The sequence below is a fragment of the Mucilaginibacter sp. GW822-FHT03E02 genome (assembly GCF_058801545.1).
This window is the reverse complement of sequence record NZ_JBXANJ010000001.1, coordinates 1656640-1680794: the sequence shown is the minus strand read 5'-3', so window position 1 is coordinate 1680794 and position 24155 is coordinate 1656640. Positions and strand designations below refer to the sequence as shown.

24 protein-coding genes are annotated in these 24155 nt (G+C 42.7%); 20 read left to right on the top strand and 4 right to left on the bottom strand.

Annotated elements, in window-relative coordinates:
• Positions 1-91: 91 nt before the first annotated feature.
• From AC1RM2_RS06885 to AC1RM2_RS06865, 5 genes are all read left to right on the top strand, one after another.
• The gene (locus AC1RM2_RS06885; protein ID WP_492984256.1) at positions 92-685 is read left to right on the top strand and encodes a cupin domain-containing protein; all 594 of its coding nucleotides are present in this window, start codon (positions 92-94) and stop codon (positions 683-685) included.
• A gap of 11 nt (positions 686-696) precedes the next feature.
• A complete protein-coding gene (locus AC1RM2_RS06880; RefSeq protein ID WP_492984255.1) occupies positions 697-906 on the top strand; it encodes an RNA polymerase sigma factor in 210 nt (69 codons plus the stop codon).
• 295 nt (positions 907-1201) lie between these two features.
• A complete protein-coding gene (sucD, locus tag AC1RM2_RS06875; protein ID WP_274212389.1) occupies positions 1202-2080 on the top strand; it encodes a succinate--CoA ligase subunit alpha in 879 nt (292 codons plus the stop codon).
• Positions 2081-2361: 281 nt separating this feature from the next.
• Entirely contained in the window at positions 2362-3177 is an 816-nt protein-coding gene (locus AC1RM2_RS06870; RefSeq protein WP_492984254.1) for a hypothetical protein, read from the top strand.
• 57 nt (positions 3178-3234) lie between these two features.
• Positions 3235-4767, top strand: coding sequence for a serine hydrolase domain-containing protein (locus tag AC1RM2_RS06865; protein ID WP_492984253.1), 1533 nt, complete (start codon positions 3235-3237; stop codon positions 4765-4767).
• Positions 4768-4893: 126 nt separating this feature from the next.
• Here the strand turns inward: AC1RM2_RS06865 and AC1RM2_RS06860 are convergent, their stop codons facing one another.
• On the bottom strand, positions 4894-5454 hold the full coding sequence (locus AC1RM2_RS06860; protein ID WP_492984252.1) for a hypothetical protein: 561 nt from the start codon (positions 5452-5454) through the stop codon (positions 4894-4896).
• A gap of 162 nt (positions 5455-5616) precedes the next feature.
• On the opposite strand from AC1RM2_RS06860, the gene AC1RM2_RS06855 reads away from it, so the two are divergent.
• From AC1RM2_RS06855 to AC1RM2_RS06815, 9 genes are all read left to right on the top strand, one after another.
• Positions 5617-5979 carry a methionine-R-sulfoxide reductase gene (locus AC1RM2_RS06855; protein WP_492984251.1) on the top strand — a complete coding sequence of 121 codons (363 nt, stop codon included), beginning with the start codon at positions 5617-5619 and terminating at the stop codon, positions 5977-5979.
• A 575-nt stretch (positions 5980-6554) separates the two neighbouring features.
• Positions 6555-7526, top strand: a complete 972-nt coding sequence (locus AC1RM2_RS06850) for a ribonucleoside-diphosphate reductase small subunit (protein ID WP_477413507.1) — start codon at positions 6555-6557, stop codon at positions 7524-7526.
• A 150-nt stretch (positions 7527-7676) separates the two neighbouring features.
• Positions 7677-10049: a ribonucleoside-diphosphate reductase subunit alpha gene (locus AC1RM2_RS06845; protein WP_492984250.1), complete on the top strand. Its 2373-nt coding sequence runs from the start codon at positions 7677-7679 to the stop codon at positions 10047-10049.
• Positions 10050-10372: 323 nt separating this feature from the next.
• Positions 10373-10582 carry a cysteine-rich CWC family protein gene (locus AC1RM2_RS06840; RefSeq protein ID WP_492984249.1) on the top strand — a complete coding sequence of 70 codons (210 nt, stop codon included), beginning with the start codon at positions 10373-10375 and terminating at the stop codon, positions 10580-10582.
• Between the two features lie 32 nt (positions 10583-10614).
• Positions 10615-11139 (top strand): hypothetical protein, encoded by a 525-nt coding sequence (locus tag AC1RM2_RS06835; RefSeq protein ID WP_492984248.1) that lies wholly within the window; start codon positions 10615-10617, stop codon positions 11137-11139.
• A gap of 78 nt (positions 11140-11217) precedes the next feature.
• Positions 11218-12183: an acyltransferase family protein gene (locus AC1RM2_RS06830; protein ID WP_492984247.1), complete on the top strand. Its 966-nt coding sequence runs from the start codon at positions 11218-11220 to the stop codon at positions 12181-12183.
• Positions 12184-12285: 102 nt separating this feature from the next.
• Entirely contained in the window at positions 12286-14832 is a 2547-nt protein-coding gene (locus tag AC1RM2_RS06825) for a TonB-dependent receptor (protein ID WP_492984246.1), read from the top strand.
• A gap of 205 nt (positions 14833-15037) precedes the next feature.
• Positions 15038-15319, top strand: a complete 282-nt coding sequence (locus AC1RM2_RS06820) for a hypothetical protein (RefSeq protein ID WP_492984245.1) — start codon at positions 15038-15040, stop codon at positions 15317-15319.
• A complete protein-coding gene (locus tag AC1RM2_RS06815) occupies positions 15316-16344 on the top strand; it encodes a hypothetical protein (protein WP_492984244.1) in 1029 nt (342 codons plus the stop codon). The genes AC1RM2_RS06820 and AC1RM2_RS06815 overlap by 4 nt, the downstream gene beginning before the upstream one ends.
• Before the next feature lie 111 nt (positions 16345-16455).
• Here the strand turns inward: AC1RM2_RS06815 and AC1RM2_RS06810 are convergent, their stop codons facing one another.
• Positions 16456-18264: a MutS-related protein gene (locus tag AC1RM2_RS06810; RefSeq protein WP_492984243.1), complete on the bottom strand. Its 1809-nt coding sequence runs from the start codon at positions 18262-18264 to the stop codon at positions 16456-16458.
• Positions 18265-18330: 66 nt separating this feature from the next.
• Between AC1RM2_RS06810 and rlmH the strand changes: the two genes are divergently transcribed.
• The 5 genes from rlmH (at position 18331) to AC1RM2_RS06785 (ending at position 21478) form a co-directional block, all read left to right on the top strand.
• Complete coding sequence (gene rlmH / locus AC1RM2_RS06805; RefSeq protein ID WP_492984242.1) at positions 18331-18804, top strand: 23S rRNA (pseudouridine(1915)-N(3))-methyltransferase RlmH; 474 nt, start codon at positions 18331-18333, stop codon at positions 18802-18804.
• 237 nt (positions 18805-19041) lie between these two features.
• Positions 19042-19977, top strand: coding sequence for a cation diffusion facilitator family transporter (locus AC1RM2_RS06800; protein ID WP_492984241.1), 936 nt, complete (start codon positions 19042-19044; stop codon positions 19975-19977).
• Positions 19978-19987: 10 nt separating this feature from the next.
• A complete protein-coding gene (locus AC1RM2_RS06795) occupies positions 19988-20464 on the top strand; it encodes a hypothetical protein (RefSeq protein ID WP_492984240.1) in 477 nt (158 codons plus the stop codon).
• Positions 20465-20500: 36 nt separating this feature from the next.
• The gene (locus AC1RM2_RS06790; RefSeq protein WP_492984239.1) at positions 20501-20911 is read left to right on the top strand and encodes a Dabb family protein; all 411 of its coding nucleotides are present in this window, start codon (positions 20501-20503) and stop codon (positions 20909-20911) included.
• Between the two features lie 3 nt (positions 20912-20914).
• Positions 20915-21478: a hypothetical protein gene (locus tag AC1RM2_RS06785; RefSeq protein WP_492984238.1), complete on the top strand. Its 564-nt coding sequence runs from the start codon at positions 20915-20917 to the stop codon at positions 21476-21478.
• A gap of 14 nt (positions 21479-21492) precedes the next feature.
• On the opposite strand, the gene AC1RM2_RS06780 is transcribed toward AC1RM2_RS06785, so the two are convergent.
• Both AC1RM2_RS06780 and AC1RM2_RS06775 read right to left on the bottom strand, forming a co-directional pair.
• Positions 21493-22017, bottom strand: a complete 525-nt coding sequence (locus AC1RM2_RS06780; RefSeq protein ID WP_492984237.1) for a DUF5606 family protein — start codon at positions 22015-22017, stop codon at positions 21493-21495.
• Positions 22018-22101: 84 nt separating this feature from the next.
• Positions 22102-22539 (bottom strand): peptidylprolyl isomerase, encoded by a 438-nt coding sequence (locus AC1RM2_RS06775; RefSeq protein ID WP_477366704.1) that lies wholly within the window; start codon positions 22537-22539, stop codon positions 22102-22104.
• Between the two features lie 306 nt (positions 22540-22845).
• Here AC1RM2_RS06775 and AC1RM2_RS06770 point away from each other — a divergent pair, with 306 nt between their 5' ends.
• A complete protein-coding gene (locus tag AC1RM2_RS06770) occupies positions 22846-24027 on the top strand; it encodes an asparagine synthetase B (RefSeq protein ID WP_492988236.1) in 1182 nt (393 codons plus the stop codon).
• The last annotated feature ends 128 nt before the right edge of the window (positions 24028-24155 follow it).

Genomic DNA, 24155 nt, shown 5'->3' with positions numbered 1-24155 from the left:
TTACTTATATTTGCCCGATAGCCCCGATCTGGATAACCGGCAGGGCTTTGCCGCAATCAATTAAAGCCATGCATAATCGGATAATCCAACCATGAATAATATCAACGACTATATCAACAGCGGCAACCTTGAACAGCATTGCTTTGATATTTTTGACGAGGAACGCGCGCGGGAGGTTGTAGCTTTAAGCCAGGAACATCCTGAGATTAGGCAGGAGTTGGAAAATATTGAAGATACGATTGAAAAACTTGCCGAAAGTAAGGCCATTACTCCCCCGGCAAGGCTCAGAAACAGCATATTGGCGGCATTAGGTTTCCCGGGTGATGCCATCGATATAGAAAATTTGCCCGCGACCGACGAATACTCCAGCTATACTGCATGGCTTAGCGCAGTTGAACACCTTTTACCGGCCGAACCCTTCGACGATTTTTTTGCGCACCTGCTGCGCCAGGATGAGCATATTGCCCAAACCCTGGTTATAACTAAACTAAATGTACCCGAAGAGGTACATGAAGAGGTAGCCGAAAGCTTTTTTATACTGAAAGGGCAATGCGCCTGCACCGTTGGCGATCAAATATTTACGCTTAATCCCGGAGACCACCTGGAAATTCCGTTACATGTTAATCATGATATAGAGATACTATCTCCTTACGTTATCGCCATTTTGCAACACCGTTTTGCCTGATTTTGACTTTGATGGAAATAGCTCTTTCAGAAAAAGAACTCATCGGTGCTATGGAAAAACGCGATCCTTCGAGCGTTGGCACATTATATGATAGCTATGCAGCAACCCTTTTTAAAATCATTTGCTGCCATATCAGCGACAGGCAAATAGCCGAAGAAATACTGGCAAGTACCATATTGGAGATTTGGGCAAAACATCCAATCCTATCACCAACAGGATAAACGCCTGTTGATCTGGATGGCCGGGATAGCCAGGAACCGGGCATCACAGGCAAAATAACCTAAAGCATGGTTTTACCCATGCATCTCCTATGGGCGTGATTAAGTAGCAGCCGTTGGTATAAATATGACCTTATGGCACCCACAAAAAACTTAGAAACGGGCATTGCTGTTACAACCGGCCAATATCAAAACGTCACTTTTATGTTATCATTCTAAATTATTCTGCTATTAAATTATTATGGGGTTTGACATTCGGCCAAAAACTTTAGATTTGCCGTACTAAACGAAAAAACCAATGAGTGTTCTGGTAAATAAAGATTCAAAAGTTATTGTACAAGGTTTCACCGGTAAAGAGGGCAGCTACCATGCCGAGCAAATGATTGCTTATGGTACCCAGCTTGTTGGTGGTGTTACACCTGGTAAAGGCGGCCAAAGCCACCTGGACAGGCCTGTTTTTAACACAGTTAAAGACGCGGTTGACCAAACCGGCGCCGATGTATCTATCATTTTTGTACCCCCTGCCTTTGGCGCGGATGCCATTATGGAAGCTGCCGAGGCCGGTATTAAAGTTATTGTTTGTATTACCGAAGGTATCCCTACAAAGGATATGATTGCGGTAAAAGAATATTTAACCGATAAGGACGCACGCCTTATTGGCCCCAACTGCCCAGGTATTATTACTGCCGATGAAAGTAAAATTGGTATTATGCCAGGCTTTATCTTCAAGAAAGGTAATGTAGGTGTAGTTTCAAAATCCGGAACGTTAACTTACGAGGCTGTTGACCAGGTGGTTAAAGCCGGTTTAGGTATCACTACTGCCATAGGTATTGGTGGCGACCCTATTATAGGTACCCCAACCAAAGAAGCTGTTGAATTATTAATGAATGATCCGGATACACACGGCATTATCATGATTGGTGAAATTGGTGGCGGTATGGAAGCTGATGCAGCCCGTTGGATTAAAGAATTTGGTACTAAACCAGTTGTAGGTTTTATTGCCGGCCAAACCGCGCCTCCGGGCCGCAGGATGGGCCACGCAGGTGCAATTGTTGGCGGTGCCGACGACACAGCTGCAGCCAAAATGAAAATTATGACCGAGTGCGGTATCCGCGTAGTAGAATCGCCAGCCGAAATTGGCGCTGCTATGGCAGAGGAATTGGCTAAGTTAGCGTAGCCCCCTAACCCCCTGAAGGGGGAACCGGATAAACATATTTAAAATCCTGGTCAATTTTGGCCGGGATTTTTTTATTTTAGGTGAATAAAAATAGTCAAACAATGCCCGAAGTGATCATACGATGTCCGAAGTGTTATTGGGAACCGGATAAAAGGTGTAGGTGGGTTTGTGATGTGTGTAGTACCCATTGGCATACTTTTGAAACAGCGGGGGTTTGCCCCGGCTGCGGAAAGGTATTTGAAGAAACAGCTTGTTTCAAGCGTAAGGGTGGTTGCGGACAAATGAGTCCGCATAAGGATTGGTACAAAGAGATTATATCCGAAAACAATCCAAAATCAAGCGGTTCTTTTTGGTTTTGGAAAGTCCGCGACGAACTGCCGGTTACCGAAAGCGACAGGGAGTGGATAGAACAATCGTTAGTATACCTGGCTGATATTTTTGAGCCGGCGTATTTTAAATCGCTAAAGACCATCACGCCTGACAAGCATTACTTTGACTATCATTTTACAGGCATCGAAGCCGACGCTGAGTACATTTTTGCACGCCTGATAACCATCATGAATATTGATGCCTGGGAAATTCGGTTAATGTTTTTTTCGGGTAAGTGGCCTAACTTAACTGCTTCTCCATCCGGCGGAATAAGGGGAAGCTGGAGTGGCTCATTGGCCAGATATGTAGATAATGGGCCTGGTAATAAAGAGATCTGGATAGACATTGAATTATTAAGCGATCCACTGAAATTGATAGCTACGCTGTCAAATCAATTGACTTACCACAAGCTATTGAGTGAATACCAGATAACGGAAAATGATGAGCTATTAACCGATCTTGCTGCTATAGCTTTTGGATTCGGTATTTTTAAAGGTAACTCGTATTTCAAATTTTCACAATGGACAAGCAATTCGCGCCAGGGCTGGCATATGCAAAAGAGCGGCTACCTGCCTGAACAGGTAATTGCCTATGCCATGGCATGGCTGGCTCATTACCGTAATGAGGAGATTAGCTGGAAAGGTTATTTAAATAAAACTATGCGGAAGTATTTTGAGCGGAGTTATAGGTATATTGAAAAAAACAAGGAACAGGTGTTGTGGACTTAAGTTGCTGCTATCGCTAAAAATTTTTATTTTAGGACACCCAGCTTCAAAACATCTCCCATGATCAAAAAAATCTGCGTTTGGTTACTTTTATCGGCCTGCGGTCTAACCGCCACTGCTCAAACCTACAAACCCGCTGCCTTTACCGATCCAGACAGGCTGAAAAAGATTGAAGCCACTTACCCGATAATCGATCAGATTTATAAAAAATATGCTGAAGATAACCATTGGCCCGGTGTTGCCTATGGTATTATTGTAGATGGCAAGCTGGTGCATACCGTAGGCCTGGGCTATACTGATGTGCCCAATAAAATACCGGCTACGCCAAAATCAGCCTTCCGCATCGCTTCTATGACTAAAAGTCTTACAGCTATGGCTATTTTAAAGCTTCGCGATGAGGGAAAGCTTAAGCTGGATGATCCAGCTTACCTGTATATTCCCGAAATGAAGGGTACTAAATACCTTACTAAAGATGCTACGCCCATAACCATACGCCACCTGCTTACCCATGCTGCCGGTTACCCGGAAGATAATCCCTGGGGCGACAGGCAACTGGCTGTAAGCGATGCCGAACTGGTGGCTATATACAAAAAAGGTGTTTCGTTTTCCAGCAACCCGGGGCAGGGTTATGAGTACAGCAACCTGGGTTTTGCCACACTGGGTTATATCATCAAAAAAGTATCAGGAAAAACCTATGAGACTTATATTAACGATAACATTCTGAAGCCGCTGGGTATGACGCATACCTACTGGGAATACACCAAAGTACCTAAAGACCAGCTGGCCCTTGGCTATCGCTGGCTGGATGATAAATGGGTTGAGCAGCCCTTGCTGCACGACGGCGCTTACGGTGCCATGGGCGGCCTTATTACCACTATTGAAGATTTTAGCATTTATATGGCCCTGCACCTGGATGCCTGGCCGCCAAGGGATGATGCCGAAACCGGCCCTGTTAAACGCAGTTCTATCCGCGAGATGCAATACCCCTGGGATGTAAACTATTTAACAGCCAATGCCAAAACAACCACAGGCCGCCCTTGCCCCAATGTGAGCGCTTACGCTTACGGGTTACGCTGGGCCAAAGATTGTGATAACCGCGTTTATATTGGCCATACCGGCGGCTTACCGGGCTTTGGCAGCCAATGGAACATTATGCCCGATTATGGTATCGGCGTGGTGTCGTTCGCCAATTTAACCTATGCCAGGGCCGGCTATCCCAATACGCAGGTGTTGGATACCATAATGGCCATCACCGGCATAAAACCCCGCCAGCTGCCGGCTTCGTTGATATTGGAGCAGCGTAAAAACGACCTCTTGAAAGTAATTGCCGATTGGAGCAAAGCCAAAGAAAGCGGCATTTTTGCTGATAACTTTTTTATGGATTACTTTCCTGATAAATTAAAAGTTGCAGCCGCTGCCGCCTTTGCAAAAGCCGGGAAAACAGTAAGTATTGGCGATGTAATGCCGGAAAACCAGTTGCGCGGCTATTTTATTATTAAGGGAGAGAATGCCAATATTAAAGTGAGCTTTACCCTCACGCCCGAAAATCCTCCGCTGATACAGGAGTATCATTTGGATGCAGTGACGCCGTAGTGTTAAGTCGACAGTATTAAGTCGTAAGTCTAAAGTTGTTATTTTTCTCTTTTGACTTAAAACTTAAGACTTTGGGCTAAAGAATATCCGTCAATTTATCGTTGACACGACAGTGGCTTATCCAGTTTAAGACACGCCGTTTACTTTAAACCAAATGATGGTTTCGGTAGTCAAATTTATTTTTAGGTTAAAATAGCAGCTTCCGCCGTCCATTACCCTTACAATATTTTTTCGCCAATAATTTTTGTCATTATCGGGGCGCCAGTCATCTAATTTACAAAAGCAATTTACCCAAACTTCTTTTTCGCCCTTTGCATTAATCACCGCCACAATTTGCTTGTAATAGCTGGATGGCGATTTAATCTTAGGGTCGTAAGCAACCGAACCGGGGTACTTTTTTGTATTTGCCAAGTTTTGCTTGTAAATTTTTTCGCTGTCGGTATTGTATTGACTAATTGCTTCGCTAATCAAAAGGTTTGCTTTTTCTATCTCATCAGGCGATAGCACTATAGGTTTTGAACCTTCATCAAAGTAACTGCTTACCTGGTCTTTCCCGAGGTTTAAAATAGCCAGCCTTGAAGTATCAACCTCCTGTGTGTGCATATGAACCGAATGTGGTAAAGCCAAATATTGCTTTGGTTTACCAACTGTTAAAACAAATGTTAATAATAGCAGGTATGGATTCATAGCAACAAGATAACCTTAATTTTGGATATTTATTGTGCAAGTCAACCCAATGTAAACATCATCTTGTCAAGCATTCAATCCCTCAAATTGTCGTACATTTATGTAGTTGACTAAGCCAGCAATCGGTGAAATCAGCTAAAAATCAGTGAAATCATAAAATCAATGGAATACAATAAATTAACACCCGAAGAAGAATATATCATACTCCATAAAGGCACCGAAAGGCCTTTTACCGGCTCGTTATTAAACAACCATGCGCAAGGTTTATATGTTTGTAAACGCTGCGACACACCGTTATACACTTCCGAATCAAAATTCGAATCGCATTGCGGCTGGCCAAGTTTTGATGATGAAATTCCGGGTGCTGTAAAAAGGGTGCCCGATGCCGATGGCCGCCGGGTTGAGATTGTATGCGCCAATTGCGGCGCCCACCTGGGTCACGTTTTTGAAGGCGAATACCTAACCCCGAAGAATACCCGCCATTGTGTAAATTCGGTATCAATGAAATTTGTTCCGGCTGAGTAACTTTCTTAAAACTTTTAGGAATACCCCGTTTGGTTTTTATCCTGCGGGGTATTTTGTTTTTCCACATTTGGTTTTTTGAATCGCTTTTTCAGCTCAATTTCGAGATTGTTACCAGCCCTTAGCAAAGGCGTTATTTATTTTTCAATAACTGTCTGTGTTAAGTAAAGTAATTTGTAATGTTAAATTATTGGTTTGGCCCTGTTTTTACACTATGCATTTGTCGGGCTCATTTTAATTAGCTGTAATCAAGTCTATTAATTTTCTTTCAACAACGGGGCGATAAAAATAAATCGACAAAGTGTTAATAACTCGGGCGTTTGTTAAAAACTATCATTAACAGCATACCAACGCAAACATTAACTTTGTTCTACAAGGTAATAAAAAGGTATTCAACAGACAGTCGGATGTATTCATCATCCAACAATGCAAACACTTATCTGTCAGGAATTTACATACTAAAAAATGTGATTGGCCAAGCCTGATCGCTGGAAAAAAGAGCTTTATTTTTTAATAAGGCCGGGGTTGGTGTCTGATGTCACTAAAGAAAAAATAAAACGGAAAAAAACAGGTACCAAATGATACAGGAAGACGAAATTTTACTGAGAGAGAACAAAGACAGGTTTGTGATACTGCCTATTAAGTATCCGGCTATTTGGGAAATGTATAAAAAAGCTGAAGCCAGTTTTTGGACAGCCGAGGAGATCGATCTTTCGGATGATATGAAGCACTGGGAAAACCTGAATCCGGGCGAGAAGCATTTCATTTCGCATATACTGGCTTTCTTTGCCGCCAGTGATGGTATTGTGAACGAAAACCTGGCCGTAAATTTCATGAGCGAGGTGCAATTGCCCGAGGCCCGTTGTTTTTACGGCTTCCAGATCATGATGGAAAACATCCACTCAGAAACTTATGCCCTGTTAATTGACACTTACATAAAAGATCCTGCCGAAAAGGACCGCCTGTTTCATGCTATTGACACCATACCATGTGTAACCAAAAAAGCCGAGTGGGCGCTGCGCTGGATAAACAACGGCAACTTTGCCGAGCGTTTGGTTGCTTTCGCGGCGGTTGAAGGTATCTTTTTTTCGGGTAGCTTTTGCTCTATCTTCTGGCTTAAAAAACGCGGCCTGATGCCGGGCTTAACTTTCAGCAACGAGTTAATCTCACGTGATGAAGGTTCGCATTGCGAATTTGCCTGCCTGCTGTACAAAATGCTGAACAAAAGGTTAAGCGCCGACGCTGTTTTAAAGATCATTACCGATGCGGTTGAAATAGAAAAAGAATTTGTTACCGATGCACTACCCGTGAACCTGATTGGTATGAACGCCAAAATGATGGGCCAGTACATAGAGTTTGTTGCCGATAGGTGGCTTGGCGAACTGGGCTATGAAAAACATTACGGAGCCAGCAATCCTTTCGACTTTATGGAGATGATATCGCTGCAGGGCAAAACCAATTTCTTTGAAAAACGTGTTGGCGACTACCAGAAAAGTGGTGTACTAAATAACGCTGAAAGCAAAGCATTTTCTCTTGATGAGGATTTCTAAAAAGATTTAAGATGTGAGATTTGAGACGTGAGAAAGGGAAATCAAATCAGATAATAGTACTAACATCTATACTAAATAACATAATGCAAAACCAACAGTTGGCGAAAGTTTCCCCCTTCCTTACGCCGACTACTTAATAATTAAAAGAAAATGCTTGTAGTAAAAAGAGACGGTAGAAAAGAGTCGGTAAAATTCGACAAGATCACGGCACGTATTGAAAAACTGTGCTATGGGTTCAACCTGGTTGACCCGATTGATGTGGCAAAAAAGGTAATTGAAGGTTTGTTTGACGGGGTAACCACGTCAGAACTTGATAACCTTGCTGCCGAGACTGCTGCATCATTAACGACGAAGCATCCTGATTATGCTTTGCTGGCATCGCGTATTGCAGTATCAAACCTGCACAAGAACACCATCAAGTCGTTCTCAGAAACTATGCGTATCCTGTACAACTATGTGGACGGTAAAACCGGTAAAAATGCCTCGTTAATTGCAGATGATGTTTGGGAAGTAATTGAGAAAAACGCAGAACTGTTAGACAGCACCATCATTTACGACCGCGACTTTGGTTTTGATTATTTCGGTTTTAAAACCCTTGAAAAATCGTACCTGTTAAAAGTAGATGGTAAAATTGTTGAGCGCCCGCAGCACCTGTTTATGCGTGTATCTGTAGGTATCCACAAAGAGGATGTAGAGAGCGCCATCAAAACTTACCACTTAATGAGCGAGCGTTGGTTTACACATGCTACACCTACATTATTTAATGCAGGTACCCCAAAACCACAAATGTCGTCATGCTTTTTATTAACCATGAAAGATGATAGCATTGATGGTATTTACGATACTTTAAAACAAACAGCAAAAATATCACAAAGCGCAGGTGGCATAGGCCTAAGCATTCACAACGTGCGTGCCACCGGTTCATACATCAGCGGTACAAACGGTACCAGCAACGGTATTATCCCAATGCTGCGCGTATTTAACGATACCGCCCGTTATGTTGACCAGGGCGGCGGCAAACGTAAAGGTGCTTTCGCTATCTATTTAGAGCCTTGGCATGCAGATATCTTCGAATTTTTAGATCTGCGTAAAAACCACGGTAAAGAAGAAATGCGTGCCCGCGATTTGTTTTACGCCCTTTGGGTATCTGACCTGTTTATGCAGCGCGTTGAAGCCAACGAAGAGTGGAGCTTATTCTGCCCGCATGAAGCACCAGGCCTGGCCGATTGCTTTGGCGAAGAGTTTGTTGCCCTGTATACCAGGTACGAAAAAGAAGGCCGCGCACGCCGTACCATCAAAGCACAGGAATTGTGGTTTGCCGTATTGGATGCCCAGGTTGAAACCGGTACGCCATACCTGTTATATAAAGATGCTGCCAATAGCAAATCAAACCAGCAAAATTTAGGTACTATTAAAAGCTCAAACCTTTGTACCGAAATTATGGAGTACACCGATGCTAACGAAATTGCGGTTTGTAACCTGGCTTCATTAGCATTGCCACGCTACATTAACAATGGCACGTTTGATCATAACAAACTATACGATGTTACTTACCAGGCTACTTTAAACCTGAACAAGATCATCGATTATAACTACTACCCGGTTAAAGAAGCCGAATACTCAAACCTGCGTCACCGCCCTATTGGTTTAGGTGTACAGGGTTTGGCAGATACTTTCATCCAGCTGCGTATGCCGTTTGAAAGCGATGAGGCTAAACAACTGAATAAAGAGATTTTTGAAACCATTTATTTTGCTGCCATGACGGCTTCAAAAGATTTGGCTATTAAAGATGGCCCTTACGAAACCTTCCAGGGCTCGCCCTTATCAAAAGGTAAATTCCAGTTTGATTTATGGAATGTATCACCTGCCAGCACCCGTTGGGATTGGGAAAACCTGCGCCTTGATGTAATGAACCATGGTGTGCGTAACTCCCTGTTAGTAGCGCCAATGCCAACAGCATCAACATCACAAATATTGGGTAACAATGAGTGCTTTGAGCCATATACCTCAAACATTTACACCCGCCGTGTATTAAGTGGTGAGTTTATTGTGGTAAACAAATACCTGCTGCGTGATTTGGTTAACCTTGGCTTATGGACACCTGCGATGAAAGATAAGATCATCACCGCAAACGGATCTGTTCAGGATATTGCCGAAATACCATCAGCTATTAAAGAGCTGTACAAAACAGTTTGGGAAATTAAGATGCGTAACATTATTGATATGGCTGCCGATAGGGGTGCTTATGTTTGCCAGTCGCAATCATTAAACCTGTTCATCAACGCGCCAAACGCTTCAAAGCTAACTTCAATGCACTTCTACGCATGGAAAAAAGGCTTAAAAACAGGTATGTACTACCTGCGTACACAAGCCGCTTCGCAAGCTGTTAAGTTTACCGTTGAAAACCAGGGCGGATCAAACATGGAGCCGGTTATTCCAGACCATGTAGACCAAATGGCCGACAACGTACCAGAAGGCCCAAGCTGCTCGATGGAAGAGGGTTGCGTTACTTGTTCGGCGTAAGTATTTAGTCGGAAAGTCCGAAAGTCGGGAAGTCCGAAAGATAAAGGAAGACCGGTAGCGTAGTAGCTTACCGGTCTTTTACATTATTAGTAGTCGGAAAGTCCGAAAGATAAAAAAGACCAGTAAGCTTCGTAGTTCATTGGTCTTTTATATTTAGCCTACCGTTAGCTTCTGAATTTTCCGACTTCTGATCTTTCGGACTTTCCGACTTCCTCTCTTTTACACAATAATGATCTGAAAAGCTTTTATTTGCTATCAAACTTGTCGACCTTTGACAAAACAACTTTCGGACTTCCGGACTTTCCCGACTTCCGGACTAAAAAATGCACCCCAAACACGAAATCATCCGTTGCGAACGCTGCGAGGCGCCTTTTGAATGTAAAGCCAATTCATTCACCAAGTGCCAGTGCAGTACTGTGCAGCTTACACTGAATGAGGTGCAGTATGTGAGTGAGCTGTATGAGGGCTGTTTATGTGCCAACTGCCTGTTGATGGTTCAGCAGGAGTATAGGGTGGCGATACGCTCAATTTGATGTTGGCCTGCATTTCTTTATTTTAGCATGCGATGCTAACAAACGAAGAGCTTAATAGAATCCTAAACTGGCAGCCTTACAGGGATGACTGGCCAATCGACAGAAATAAAACTGACGATGGTATCGATAACTATTACGGTGATCTTGTCAATCAGTTTAAAAATAACATTGCTTTCGAATCCTATGTAACACAAGATGGAGGGATGTCTAATTTTATTGGTTTTCTTTGTTATTTAACCAAATCTGAAAATCAACAAAACGCTGTTTTGGTTTACATTAATTTGTGTGCGCCTGTCGCTGCCTATGGACAAGTTTCGTATATAATAAACGGTGAGTTAAAAAGCTGGGGTTTTCTTAAATCAGACGACACAGGGTTTGTAAAAGATATTGCATTAACAGTGGTTGAAGATCAAATTAAAAGCATTCTTTATGTAAACAACATAGCTATTCTGGACAAGGACCTGCTAAGCAGGCCACTTCCCCGGGGAATTATTACCACCAATGATTTTTTATTGGGCGATAAATTATTAGATGGCATATTTCAAATGGCTGATTGATTACTTTCTTCATTTTCACCTCATAATTTTAAAAACAATATCTTAGCGCCAACAGCATATATAATCCTGCTGTTAAGCATGACCGCTATCAGCACAAAACAAAAACCACACATTCAACAGGTTGATTATATCCGGGCGATAGCTTCGCTGGTTGTAACGCTGTACCATTTGGGCGGCAAAACCCTGCCTGTTTTAAATTATGGCTGGTTGGGGGTTTATATGTTTTTCCTGTTATCGGGCTTTATCATTTGTTGGGCTATCCCGGAAAATTATAGCTGGAAACTGGCTGGCCGCTTTATCCTCAAGCGGGTTATCCGTATCGAACCGCCGTACATCATCTCGATAGTGATGGCCATCATCATGAACTTTTTTTGGGTAGCACATTACCGCCCCGATTGGGTTAACGCGGTTTGTCACCTGGCCTATCTTAATAGTTTTTTGGGCCAGCCATACCTAAGTCCGGTTTACTGGACACTGGGTATCGAGTTCCAGTTTTACCTGTTTGTTGCGCTGTGCTTTCCATGGTTTACAGGTAAATGGGGGGCTTGGCTGTTATTGCTGTTAAGTATTTTACCGGTATTTTTAAAGGTGCCGGGCAACACTTTAATCAACAGCTTCCCGGTGTTTGCGCTGGGTATTTTGTATTATTTATACAAGGTTAAAGGAAAGGCTTTGAACGGGGTACTTGTTTTTGGTGGTCTGATTACTGCTTGCAGCGTGTATTCGATTGGCTTGTCTCAAACCTGCGCGGCACTATTTGCCCTGGGTATATTGTTGTTACCTTTAAAAAGTTACTCCGTTATTAGCTTTCTTTCTAAAATTTCATTTTCGCTGTACCTCACTCATGATATTATAGGGAGCAACCTGGTTGTTTACCTTGGTACACTGTTACCTAAATCGTTGTTTTTTAAAGGGGTAGAGTTTTTAACAGGCATTGGTGTGAGCATTTTATTTGCCTGGTTGTTTTATTTACTGGTTGAAAAGCCTTGTTTAAAATTATCCAAACAGGTAAACTATAACCTATCATTAAAGGTTATTTCATGATAGTGTAACATGTACATGACAATTTGCATTTTATCAAAAAAATAAAGGATTAGGGTGTAACATTTGAAGTATTTTCGCCTCCAATTACGAAAATACGCACAAATGAAACGTTTTTACTTTTTTATAGCTCTAATTTGTTTTGCCATCTCGGCCAAAGCGCAGTTTGGGGTTGGTGGTGGTGGCCCCACAATTGTTGGCCGCATTTCTGGTACTGTTATCGATTCAGTTACCAAACAGCCTATGGATTATACATCTGTAGGGCTGTATCGCAGTGGCGGTAAATCGCCCATCAATGGTGTCTTAACAGATTCAAAAGGTAGTTTTAAGATAGATAATGTAAAGCCCGGAAGTTACAAACTGGTGATTTCTTTTCTTGGTTATCCAACAAAAACAATCGACCCTGTTGTAACTACTGCTGCAAAGCCCGATGCTAAAATGAACAACATTTTCCTGTCGCCGGGCTCCAAAACACTGGCTACCGTTAACATTGTTGGCCAGGCGCCACTTGTAGAAAACAAGATTGACAAGATTGTTTATAATGCCGAAAAAGATCTGACATCAGCAGGTGGTAATGCCACCGATGTATTGCAAAAAGTACCTTTGGTAAACGTTGATATTAACGGTAACGTATCTATCCGCGGCGATCAGAATGTTAAAGTTTTGATTAACGGTAAACCATCGGGCGCCACATCGGCCAGCTTATCGGATGTTTTAAAAACCATCCCTGCCGATCAGATCAAAAGCATCGAGGTAGTAACATCTCCATCTGCAAAATATGATGCAGAAGGTTCTGGTGGTATCATCAACATCATTACCAAACAAAAAAATGTATCAGGTATCAGCGGCTCGGTAAGCGGCGGTGTGGGCACGCGCCAAAATAACGGCAACGTTAACCTTAACTACAACAAAAACAGGTTTAGCCTGGGTATCAATGCAGGCGGTAACTTAACCTGGCCGCAAACATCAACCACCACGTTCGATCAGCAGTTTAAAGGTGCCGATGGAAGTATAACCCGCCATAACTTTAACAACTCGACAAGCCGTATTAAAAGACATGGCGTCATAAGCTCGGTAACTATGGGTTATGAGGTTAATGCATTCAATAGCTTTAACAGTACCTTCAGGCTTAATGACGGTGGTTTTAATATAGAGGGAAACGGTGATAATAATATACAAGTGGGCAGTTTGCTAACGCATTATACCAGTACTACCAGGTCCAACAATCATTTTGGTGGTTTTGACTGGAACCTTGATTATACGCACAAGTTTAAAAAAGAAGGCGAAGAGTTTACGCTTTCGGGCCAATGGAGCCACAGTATTATCAAAACAAATTACAACAGCATATTTAAAGCGGTTAACCCCAGCCAAAGCGGTGCCAACAATGGTAAAAACAACGAATATACTTTCCAGGCCGATTATACTTTGCCGGTAAGCAAAGTAGTTAAAATTGAGGCCGGAGGTAAAACGATACAACGCCGTATAAACAGTAACTATGATATATTTGATACTGATACTGTCGGTAACAACGCGGTACGCGATTCATTGAACTCGAACCTATACGATTATACGCAGAATGTATACGCCGGTTATACTGTTTTAACCTTCACTTTGCCAAAAAGCTACTCGTTATTGGTAGGTGGCCGTGTAGAAAATACCCGGATAAAGGGCGATCCACAGAATCCTTACCAGGATCCGGATAAGGTGGGCGACCTGTATCAGAACTTAAGCCCATTTAGCACCAGCTATACAACTTATATTCCGAGTTTGACCATACAGAAACAACTGGGCAGCCAAACGCTTAAATTATCGTACAGCAAACGTATACAAAGGCCAAGCCTGCAGTTTTTAAATCCGTTTATTAACCGCAGCTCGATACAAAGCCAAACAGTTGGTAACGTGAACCTGGCACCCGAAGTGTCGCAAACCATAGAACTGAACATTAACAAATTCGTTAAATCATCGGTGATCAACTTCTCGGTTTACTACAAAAATACCAACAACATGATTGAGGGTATCGCTGATACACTGACCGAAACCATCCATAACCAGGTAGTACATGCAACCCGTACCGCTTATCAAAACATTGGTAAAAATAATTCGTTTGGCGCAAGTTTCTTTGGGTCGATAAACCCGATAAAACCTTTAACCATACGGGCAAGCATCAACGGTTATACCTATAACCCAACCATATTTGATGCCTATAAAGATAAAGCTTCGGCAACGGGTGTTTATTTCCAATACTCAGCTTTCGGAAGTGCATCGTACCAGTTCCCGCATAACTTTTTGGCCGAATTGTTTGGCTTTACCAACTCGGCCCGCCGTACCATACAAGGTACCAGCCCGGCTTTTGGTATTTATGCCTTTGGTTTAAAGAAACAGTTTATGGATAAAAAACTTGCTATCGGCTTTAACACCGTACAGCCATTTGCCCGCGACAAACACTTCGACCAAAATATAAGCAGCGATGCGTTTTCGTTAAAAAGCTCAACCGCATTCCCTTTCCGTTCGTTCGGTATCACATTTAGCTACAGCTTTGGTAAGCTAAGCTTCAGCAACCCGCAACAACAGAAAAAAGGTGTAAACAACGATGACCTTAAACAAGGCGACCAGGGCGGTGGCCAGGGTGGCACACCATCAGGAGGAAGATAAGACTTTTAGAGTCAAGAATCAAGACTTTTTGAAAAAGCAGGGCCGGGAGAGTTTATCTTCCGGCCCTTTTTGGTTTTAGCCAAATCTGTTTAATTTGCCTCGGAAAATTGCTATTATCCCTGTTTTCAGGTATTGTTTAAAGTATTTGTCGTGCTTAAATTTATAGCAAGATAAATAGGTATCTTAAATCCAAAACTTATCACATATGCCTCACGGAAATATACTTACCATTTATGGTGCAGATGATATGGGACTTACTTTAACAAGAGTTAGAGCCATTTTGCATCCCTTTCAATTTGAAAACATCGAAACTACTTTTTTTATTGCCATTGAATTTCAAAATCAGGCTGTTCTTATCAGAAATGAGCTTATTGCTGCAAATATTGCTTTTTCTCTGTATTATATTGATGACCCAAGTTCCGATGGAATTGACGGAAATGGAATTGACGGAAAAATTAATGCGATCAGAACAATCCTTTCGGTATGAAAAAGCAACTCATTGGCACCCTCGGCCTGCTTTTTAGCATCGCCGGCGTATGTAATGCGCAAAAAAATATCCATCAGCCTTATTATCCAGTCGGCGATGACCCCAATATTGGGTGGTTCAGTACCATGGCATCGGCCAAAAAGTACGAAACAATTTTGTTTGAAGCCAACCCGATAGTGAGGTATAGCGTGCTCAACAATATATACAAACTTGGCGACAGAAGCGATGGCATACATGGTAATCATTTTCAAGCCTGGTATTTATCATACCGGCCACAATTGAGAATGTATACCGAGAATTCATTGCCGGTACGAACACCATCATACAGGATACTGGCCGGGACCCAGCAAGTATTTAGAATCCATGGCGTCGATTTATTAACGTTTTCGCTCGAAAGCGGTCATTACTCTAACGGGCAGGACGGTGGTGCTTTTACCGATAAATATGCCGATGGCTCGCCTGAAAGTGAGGCCGTGTACAAAACCATAACACCGCAAACAAACCTATCGTCGATACTGAACCGGAAAAGCGCAAATTTTTCAACCGACCTTACCGAGTTTATAGTTAATTATCGTAAAAACATCCTTGATACCGGTTTCAGGAACGACAATACGGCTATTAGAACTTATTCATACAAGTTTGGCGGCACCTTATATCATGACCGGATTTTTGGGGTTTTTGATGCAGGTGGTTATTCTGATGAGGATATTAAAATATACGGTAAAGTAAGGCTATTAGCCGGTTTTCAATACGTTGAAAAAGTGAAATGGGGGAGGTACTCGATCACCGGAAACCTCGAGCGGATATTTAATGCACATCAAAGCGTTGAGCCCTGGCGTTTAGAAACAATATTCACGGCGTACCCCATAAGGGCCACCCCGGATCTTGGTTTTTTTGTGACGTTTATTGCCGGACACGATAATTACAATTATCGGTTTGTCGACTCGGGGCACCAGTTTGGTTTAGGGATTTCATGGAATCTTTTCCCGCCCATTAAACTTAAAAATGTATTTGGGCAGCGATAATTAATTACGCCGCGCTCACATCAAAAATAGAAACCCAGAGAATAAAATTAGGTATACCACTAATAAGTGCCGATTTATTAGTGATTATGTCTTGATTCTTGACTCTTGATTCTACTCCGCCTCTACATTAATCCCTATCTGCTTCAATAACAGCGACGCGTTAAAGGTTTTACACTCGCCATGTTTTATCTTGTAGTCAAACAGCATTTCACCGTCTTTTACCTGGATATCGAAGTAGAAGTTGCGTACATAATCTGGGTATTTATCTTCAAGCCGGGCAATCTGCAAATCGTGGGTGGCCACCATGCCCACGGCATTTTTACGGATGAGTTGTTCGATAACCGCTTTGGAACCAAGGTATTTATCAACAGAATTGGTGCCGCGCAACATTTCATCTATCAGGAAAAATATTTTGGGCTCGTTTTCTACCGCAGCTAACAACATTTGCAGGCGGTCGAGCTCGGCCTTGAAGGTTGATGTGCTTTCGTTTAGTGAATCTTTAATCCGCATGTAGCTAATCATGGTGATAACAGATATCCGCATGCTTTTAGCGCACACAGGAGCGCCGCAAAGCGCCAGCACGGTGTTGATGCCTATGGTGCGCAAAAAGGTGCTCTTGCCCGCCATATTTGAGCCTGTGATAATATCTATTTTATGGGTATCCTCCAGTTCATAATTATTTTCGATACGCTTGGTGGCATCGATAAGCGGGTGGGCAAGTGAGTGGGCGATGAGTGTATAGCCTGGTTTATCTTCAATTTGCGGGTAAGCCCAATCCGGGTAATTAATGGCGAGGCTTGCCAGGCTGATAAGGGCCTCAAATTCGGCAATAACATCAAAAGCAGCTTCCAGGCTCTCGTTATTCTGGCGTTTCCAGTTTTCGATGGCCATTACCTGCCGGATATCCCACAAAAAGAACAGGTTAAGCACGAAGCCAACAATCATATTAAGGTGATAATTGAGCTTGTTGATGAGGTTGGCCAGCTCTTTTATTTTGTTGGAGGTTTGGCTGGTTTTTAATAATGCAGCAAGCGATGTATTATAGCTGGCCTGCCAGGGCTCGTCTTCCGCCTGTTTAAATACATCGGCGTATTTGGCCAGGGTATCGCCAATTTTACCGGCAATCATATCGGCTTTGCTAATGTACATGGCTTTTGAAAACACGATGCCCATGTTGGTAATACCTATTATAATTGCCGCCAGCTTAACCTGCGGGATAAACCAGGCCAGTGTCAAAACACCAGTAAACAAATATGGCGCTATTTTGGTGTACATGGCAAGCCATTTTTCGCCGGGCATATCAAGCGGCATGTGCAGGTATTTGAAAAGGTTTTTAAGCTGATTGACATCCCGCTGAATGGCAAATACCAATAAGGTTTGCACCGAAAGTTTCCAGTCGTTTTTGGTAGCTATTTCTTTAACCGCCTCCTGTCGGTGTAGAATGGTGAATTTGGCTGCCGGTTTATCAAACCAATCCGCAAGCTTCTTATTGCCTGTAGATGTTGCCGTACGGTTAACCAGCTGGTACAGGGAGGCGTTGCCAAAAATATCCAGGTCGGAGGTGTAAAAATGTTTCTCGTTACCAAATCGGGTGCCATCGTTATATATATTGCCGTGGCTTTGGATGCTGGCTATCTCGTTCAGGTTTACTTTTTGCAGGTCATCGTAGTACTGTTTAAGTTTTTCGAACCGGCTTTGGCGGGATACCAGCCACGCAAACGCGAAAATAAGTACTACAAAGGCCAGGGCCACGATGGTAAAATTATCCTGCTGCACACCAATGCTGATGGCTACTACCATAAGGGCGAAGATGCTGAGCCTCAATAATGAATACGTATTGGCAAGCTTTTTATATTTGGCGGCTTCCTGCTGTGCGGCATTGGCGCGTTGTTCATAATTGGTAATAATATCCTGTTGCATACCCGGTAAAAAAGTTGTGGCTAAATAAACACATATATTTTAAATAAACGTTTATTTGTTTGAGATATGAAGATTACGTTTTTAACCGTTGGCAAAACCGAAGATACCTATTTAAAAGAGGGCATAGATAAATATGTAAAACGCCTGAAGCATTACACCAAACTGGAACTGGTAGAGATTAACGAACTGAAAAATACCAAAGCCCTCACGGCAGATCAGCAAAAAGCAAAAGAGGCAGAGTTGATCCTGAAAAAAATAAGCCCGCTTGATCATGTGATTTTGATGGATGAGAAAGGAAATGAATACACATCTACCCAGTTTGCAGCCTATATCAACAAAAAAGAGATTAGTTTATCGGCCAACCTGATATTTGTTATTGGCGGCCCCTATGGGTTCGACCAATCGGTATACCAACGTGCCAACGATAAAATTTCACTGTCACGAATGACCTTCTCGCACCAGATGGTCCGCCTGTTTTTTGTCGAGCAGCTTTACCGCGCATACACGATTTTGAAGGGGGAGCCGTATCATCACGAGTAGATGTGCAGATGTGCAGATTTCAGATGTGCAGATGAGGAGGGATATGCAGATATGCAAATTTCAGATGTGCAGATGACCGGGATAGACGTTAAATGATTTTAGCAGATATGTTTTTTTTATCTGCATATCTGCACATCTGAAATTTGCACATCCGAAGAGTATGAACTTCTGATTAAGATGGATAATCTGCACATCTGAAATTTGAAATTTGCACATCTAAAACCCTACCTTTGCGCCATGGGTCACGATCATTCACATTCTCACTCGCACGGCGGACATCATCACCATGATCATGCGCCCAAGCTGGACCATTTGAATACAGCCTTTATTGTAGGCATCATCTTAAATTCGGCTTTTGTAATTATAGAAACCATAGCTGGTTTTATGACACATTCGCTGTCGTTGTTAACCGATGCAGGGCATAACCTGAGCGATGTGGCTTCGCTGGCTTTGGCCCTGCTGGCCTTTAAGCTTACTAAAGTAAGCGCCAACAGTAAATATACCTACGGCTATAAAAGATCGACCATCATCGTATCTTTTTTTAATGCCATGATCCTGTTTGTAGCCGTTGGCTTCATTGTTTACGAAGCCATCATGCGTTTCCTGAATCCTGAGGTAGTATCAGGTGGGACCATGGCCTGGGTTGCTTTTATCGGTATTGGTATAAATGCACTTACAGCCTGGTTATTTGTAAAAGACAAAGATACCGACCTGAATGTTAAAGGTGCTTATTTGCACATGGCGGTTGATGCCATTGTATCACTCGGTGTTGTTATATCAGGTGTTATCATCTATTTTACCAGGCTGTACTGGATTGATAGTATTGTGAGTATAGTTATTGCCATAGTGATATTACGCGGCACCTGGGGGCTGTTAAAAGACAGCCTGCGCCTGGAGATGGACGGCGTACCTGCCGAAATGGATCTGGAAAAAATAAAAGCCGAACTGATGAAAGGCAAAGGCGTAGTAGATGTGCACCACATGCACGTATGGGCACTTAGCACTACCGAGAATGCACTTACCGCCCACCTGGTTATCAAACCAGAGAATATGGCCGATTTTGATAGTATTAAACATGACCTCCGTCACCGGTTGGAACACATGGAAATAAACCACAGCACCTTTGAGCCCGAGTTTGCCGATGAAAAATGCGGGCAGCCGGAATGTGCGTAGATAGATAGCCATGATAGAATATCCTGTTAACTATAAAGATATTCAACCGGATATTGATTTTTATTCCGAGTTACCAGGTGTTTATAGAAAAGCCGAGAAGTACCTGTTTGATTTTAAATGGTGTGCCGCGATAAATGATAGCTTTCTTTATTACAACCTTGGGGAAGTATTTTGCATTTTTCTTTTCGAAATAGACAATATACAAAGCCAGGAGGATAATTTTCTTTGGGTGATTGTCGGTGATATCCCTTCAATGTATTTAGATGTTTACGGACCGGATTCTACTGTTGAAGTATTGGAAGATTACATTCGATTGGCTGAAGATTGGATTGCGCACATCAAAGCTAAAATATCTGTAGATGAATGTTATCCTTTTAATGCCGAACCGACGATAGAACTGGCAGAACTTTTAGAAACGAAAGTAAGTTTTATGAAAAATACTTTACTAAACGAAATGGAGAATATTTCGCTTAAGCGATTCAAATAATTCTTCCTAATTTAACGCTCGATAATAAACCCTATTATGAGCACTACCAACAGACGAAAATTCATAACCACTACAGCCGCCCTGGCAGCAGGAACGGCAGCAGCATCTGCAATGTCAATGATAGATCAAAAAGAAGAATGGCCCGTAATACACCATGTGTTTTTCTGGCTTAAAAATCCCGGTTCGGTTGAAGACAGGGATAAACTGGTTGCAGGCGTTAAAACCCTGTCGAAAATAGAAACCGTTAAAAAACTGCGTGTAGGCATTGTTGCCAGCACCGAAAAACGTGATGTGGTTGATAACAGCTGGGCTGTATCTGAACTGATGTTTTTTAGCGACCTTGCCGGGCAGGCAACCTATCAAACCCACCCCCTGCACCTGGAGTTCATCAAAAATTGTAGCCACCTTTGGGAAAAAGTGATTGTTTATGACGCGGTGGAGGCGTAAGGAATGAGAACCGCGTTTGGTGCAGTCGCGTTTGTGCTTGGCATTGCCATTTTACTGGCAAGTTGTGCTAATGAAGCTACTGATCCGGCCTTGCAAAAAATTAAGAAACTTAACCCGCATGAGCGCGAGAACCTGCTGAAAAAATTGTTGACCAGCTATAAAGATACCTTTAAGGTTGATACAACGGAGATTTTAGCGAACGGCGATACGGAAACCCTACGCGTTCGCCATTATTGTATTCATGATAATAAAATAAGTGTCCCGAAGGAATACCTTGATGTTTATGGTTTAACGGCTTTTCAAACTCACAATTTTGTGTCGGATGTTGAGTTTAAGATTAATTCCCGGATAGTATTCAAAGGAACCGTCAGCAAGGCAACCTTTAATAAATCGATGAGTGACAGGCTGAAAAAATCAGGTACACTTTCATTGCCTTTTGCAAATGTGGATAGTAGCGGCTTTACGATAGAATATGGCATAGGAGTACCGCTCACCGATTATGAACAGGGCTTTGTTATGGGCGTTGATTCAACCGGAAAGATAAAATATACCGGTAGCCTGGATTAAAAGCAAAAAGCCGATTACTCGGCTTTTTTTGTGGCTTTTTTAGCTTTTGCTTTTGGGGCAGGAGCGGGCTCCGGTTCGGCGGCTACTGCTTCGGCAACAGGCGTTTCAACTTCAACTTCGGCAGGGGCGGCCTCGGCAGCTGGTGCCTGGGTTGGGTCTGCCTCGTTAAATGCTGGTAAATCTTTAAGGATATGAAACCAGGTAAGGATCTTTTTCATATCAGAGGCATATACTTTCTCCTCGTCATGATCCGGCGCTACTTCGTAAAAGAAGGCACGCATTTTTTTACCATCAGCTTTAGCGTCGGGTACGTTTGCAGCGGCTTTCATCTGCTCAAAAACATTGGTGAGCTTGATATCATCCTCAACCCCAAAAATAGTTATTTCGGTAAGGGCAGCCAGTTTAGCTGTTGATAGGTTGGCTACCAGCTTTGTTTTTTGTGCATCCAGGCTCTCCAGTACATAACCGGTTTTGTTTTGAGCCAATGCCCGCCATAATCCCGGTTTGCCAGATACGGCTACAATTCCTTGTAAATTCATGTTTTATTGGTTGATTAGGTTGATTGGGTGAATGGTTGATTAGGTTTTAAACTCAATCAACCACTCACCTAATTAACCAATAACTTAATCTTCTATTACTTCGATGCTTAAAATTTTATCGCCCTGGCGAATAGCGTCAACAATGTCAACGTTTTCAATCACCTTACCAAACACGGTGTGGTTACGATCTAAGTGAGCGGTATTTGTACGGTTATGGCAGATAAAGAATTGTGAGCTGCCGGTGTTACGGCCGGCATGTGCCATTGAAAGCACACCGCGGTCATGGTATTGGTTATCGCCTGTCAATTCGCAATCAATTTTGTAGCCTGCGCCACCAGCACCTGTACCGGTAGGGTCGCCACCTTGTACCATAAAGTTAGGGATAACGCGGTGGAAGATAACACCATCGTAAAAGTTTGATTTAGCTAATTTTTTAAAGTTAGCTACAGTATTTGGGGCATCCTGATCGTAAAACTCTACGGTCATGTCACCTTTTTCAGTTTTGATTATTGCTTTGCTCATTTCTTTGTTTTTTTGAAAACAGTTGGCAAAGGTAATAAAAAAGCAGAAAGCGAAAAGCATAAGGCTGAAAGCTTTTTAGCCTTATGCTGCATGATTAAAGCTTCACGATTCATGGTAATAACATTAGTTGTTTATTCGTTACATTTGATAAATCAGCACAACCGGACAGTGAATAATAAACTATATAAAAAATACCTTTTGCCTTTCACCTTTCGCCTCTTACCTTCTTTTCGGCTTTTGGCTTTCAGCCTTCTGCTTTTAGCCTTAACGCCCTGTATATCAAAAGCGGCCTCTATCCTTATCCCTATGGACGATGAGCAAAAAGATCACCTGAAATCGTACGGCATAGCTTTCCTGGCTTTAAAAAATGGGGAGGAAGTTGACTGGCTACTTAACTATCGTGGCGGCAGCTTTATGATGAAGTATAACCAGAAGATGGAAGAGGAGTGCAAAATACGTGGGGTGAGCTACCAGGTGCTGGCAGATGCTAAAGTAAACGAGATTATTACCGAGGTAAGCGACCCATCGGTAAATATGGATGTGGTTAAATTGGAGAAGGCACCCAAAATGGCTGTTTATTCGCCGAAAAATAAACTGCCCTGGGACGATGCCGTAACCTTGGTTTTAAAATATGCCGAAATACCTTATGATGTAGTTTATGATGAAGAAGTTATAAAAGGCGACTTGCCCAAATACGATTGGCTGCACCTGCACCACGAGGATTTTACCGGGCAATACAGTAAGTTTTACGGCGCCTTTAGGTTTGCACAATGGTATAACGATGATGTAAAAGGACAGGAAGCGCTGGCCCATAAGCTTGGTTTTAAAAAGGTATCTCAAATGAAGCTGGCAGTGGCCAAAAACATTCGCGATTTTTGCGCCGGCGGCGGTTTTTTGTTTGCCATGTGCTCGGGTACCGATACGTTTGATATTGCCCTGGCCTCATCCAATACTGATATTTGCGAGCGGATGTTTGATGGCGATGCGGCCGACCCGGACGCACAATCAAAACTGGATTTTACACAAACTTTCGCTTTCCAGAATTTTACGCTGGACATGAACCCGATGTCGCACCAGTTTAGCAACGTTGATGTAACGACTACCCGGCAGGTGGAGCGTCAGCGCGATTTTTTTACACTCTTTGATTTTTCGGCCAAATGGGATGTAGTGCCCAGCATGCTCACCCAGGATCATGATAAGGTGATAAAAGGCTTCATGGGCCTCACCACAGCCTATAATAAAAGCATGCTTAAGCCCGGCGTAACCATCATGGGCGAAATGAAAACCGCCAATGAAGCCCGCTACATCCACGGCGAATATGGCAAAGGCCAATGGACCTTTTACGGCGGCCACGATCCCGAAGATTACCAACACGCCGTAGGCGACCCGCCGACAGACTTAAAGCTTCACCCCAATTCGGCAGGGTATCGCTTGATTTTGAACAATGTATTATTCCCGGCGGCAAAGAAGAAAAAACAAAAAACTTGATTTTAGTATCAAGTAGTAAGACTTTTTGAGGTGCAGGTTATAGATGTGCAGATGTTTTTGTCTGAACTCGGATTAAGCAGATTTATCAGATTTTTGGATTTTGACAAATTTTGACCATCCATACATCA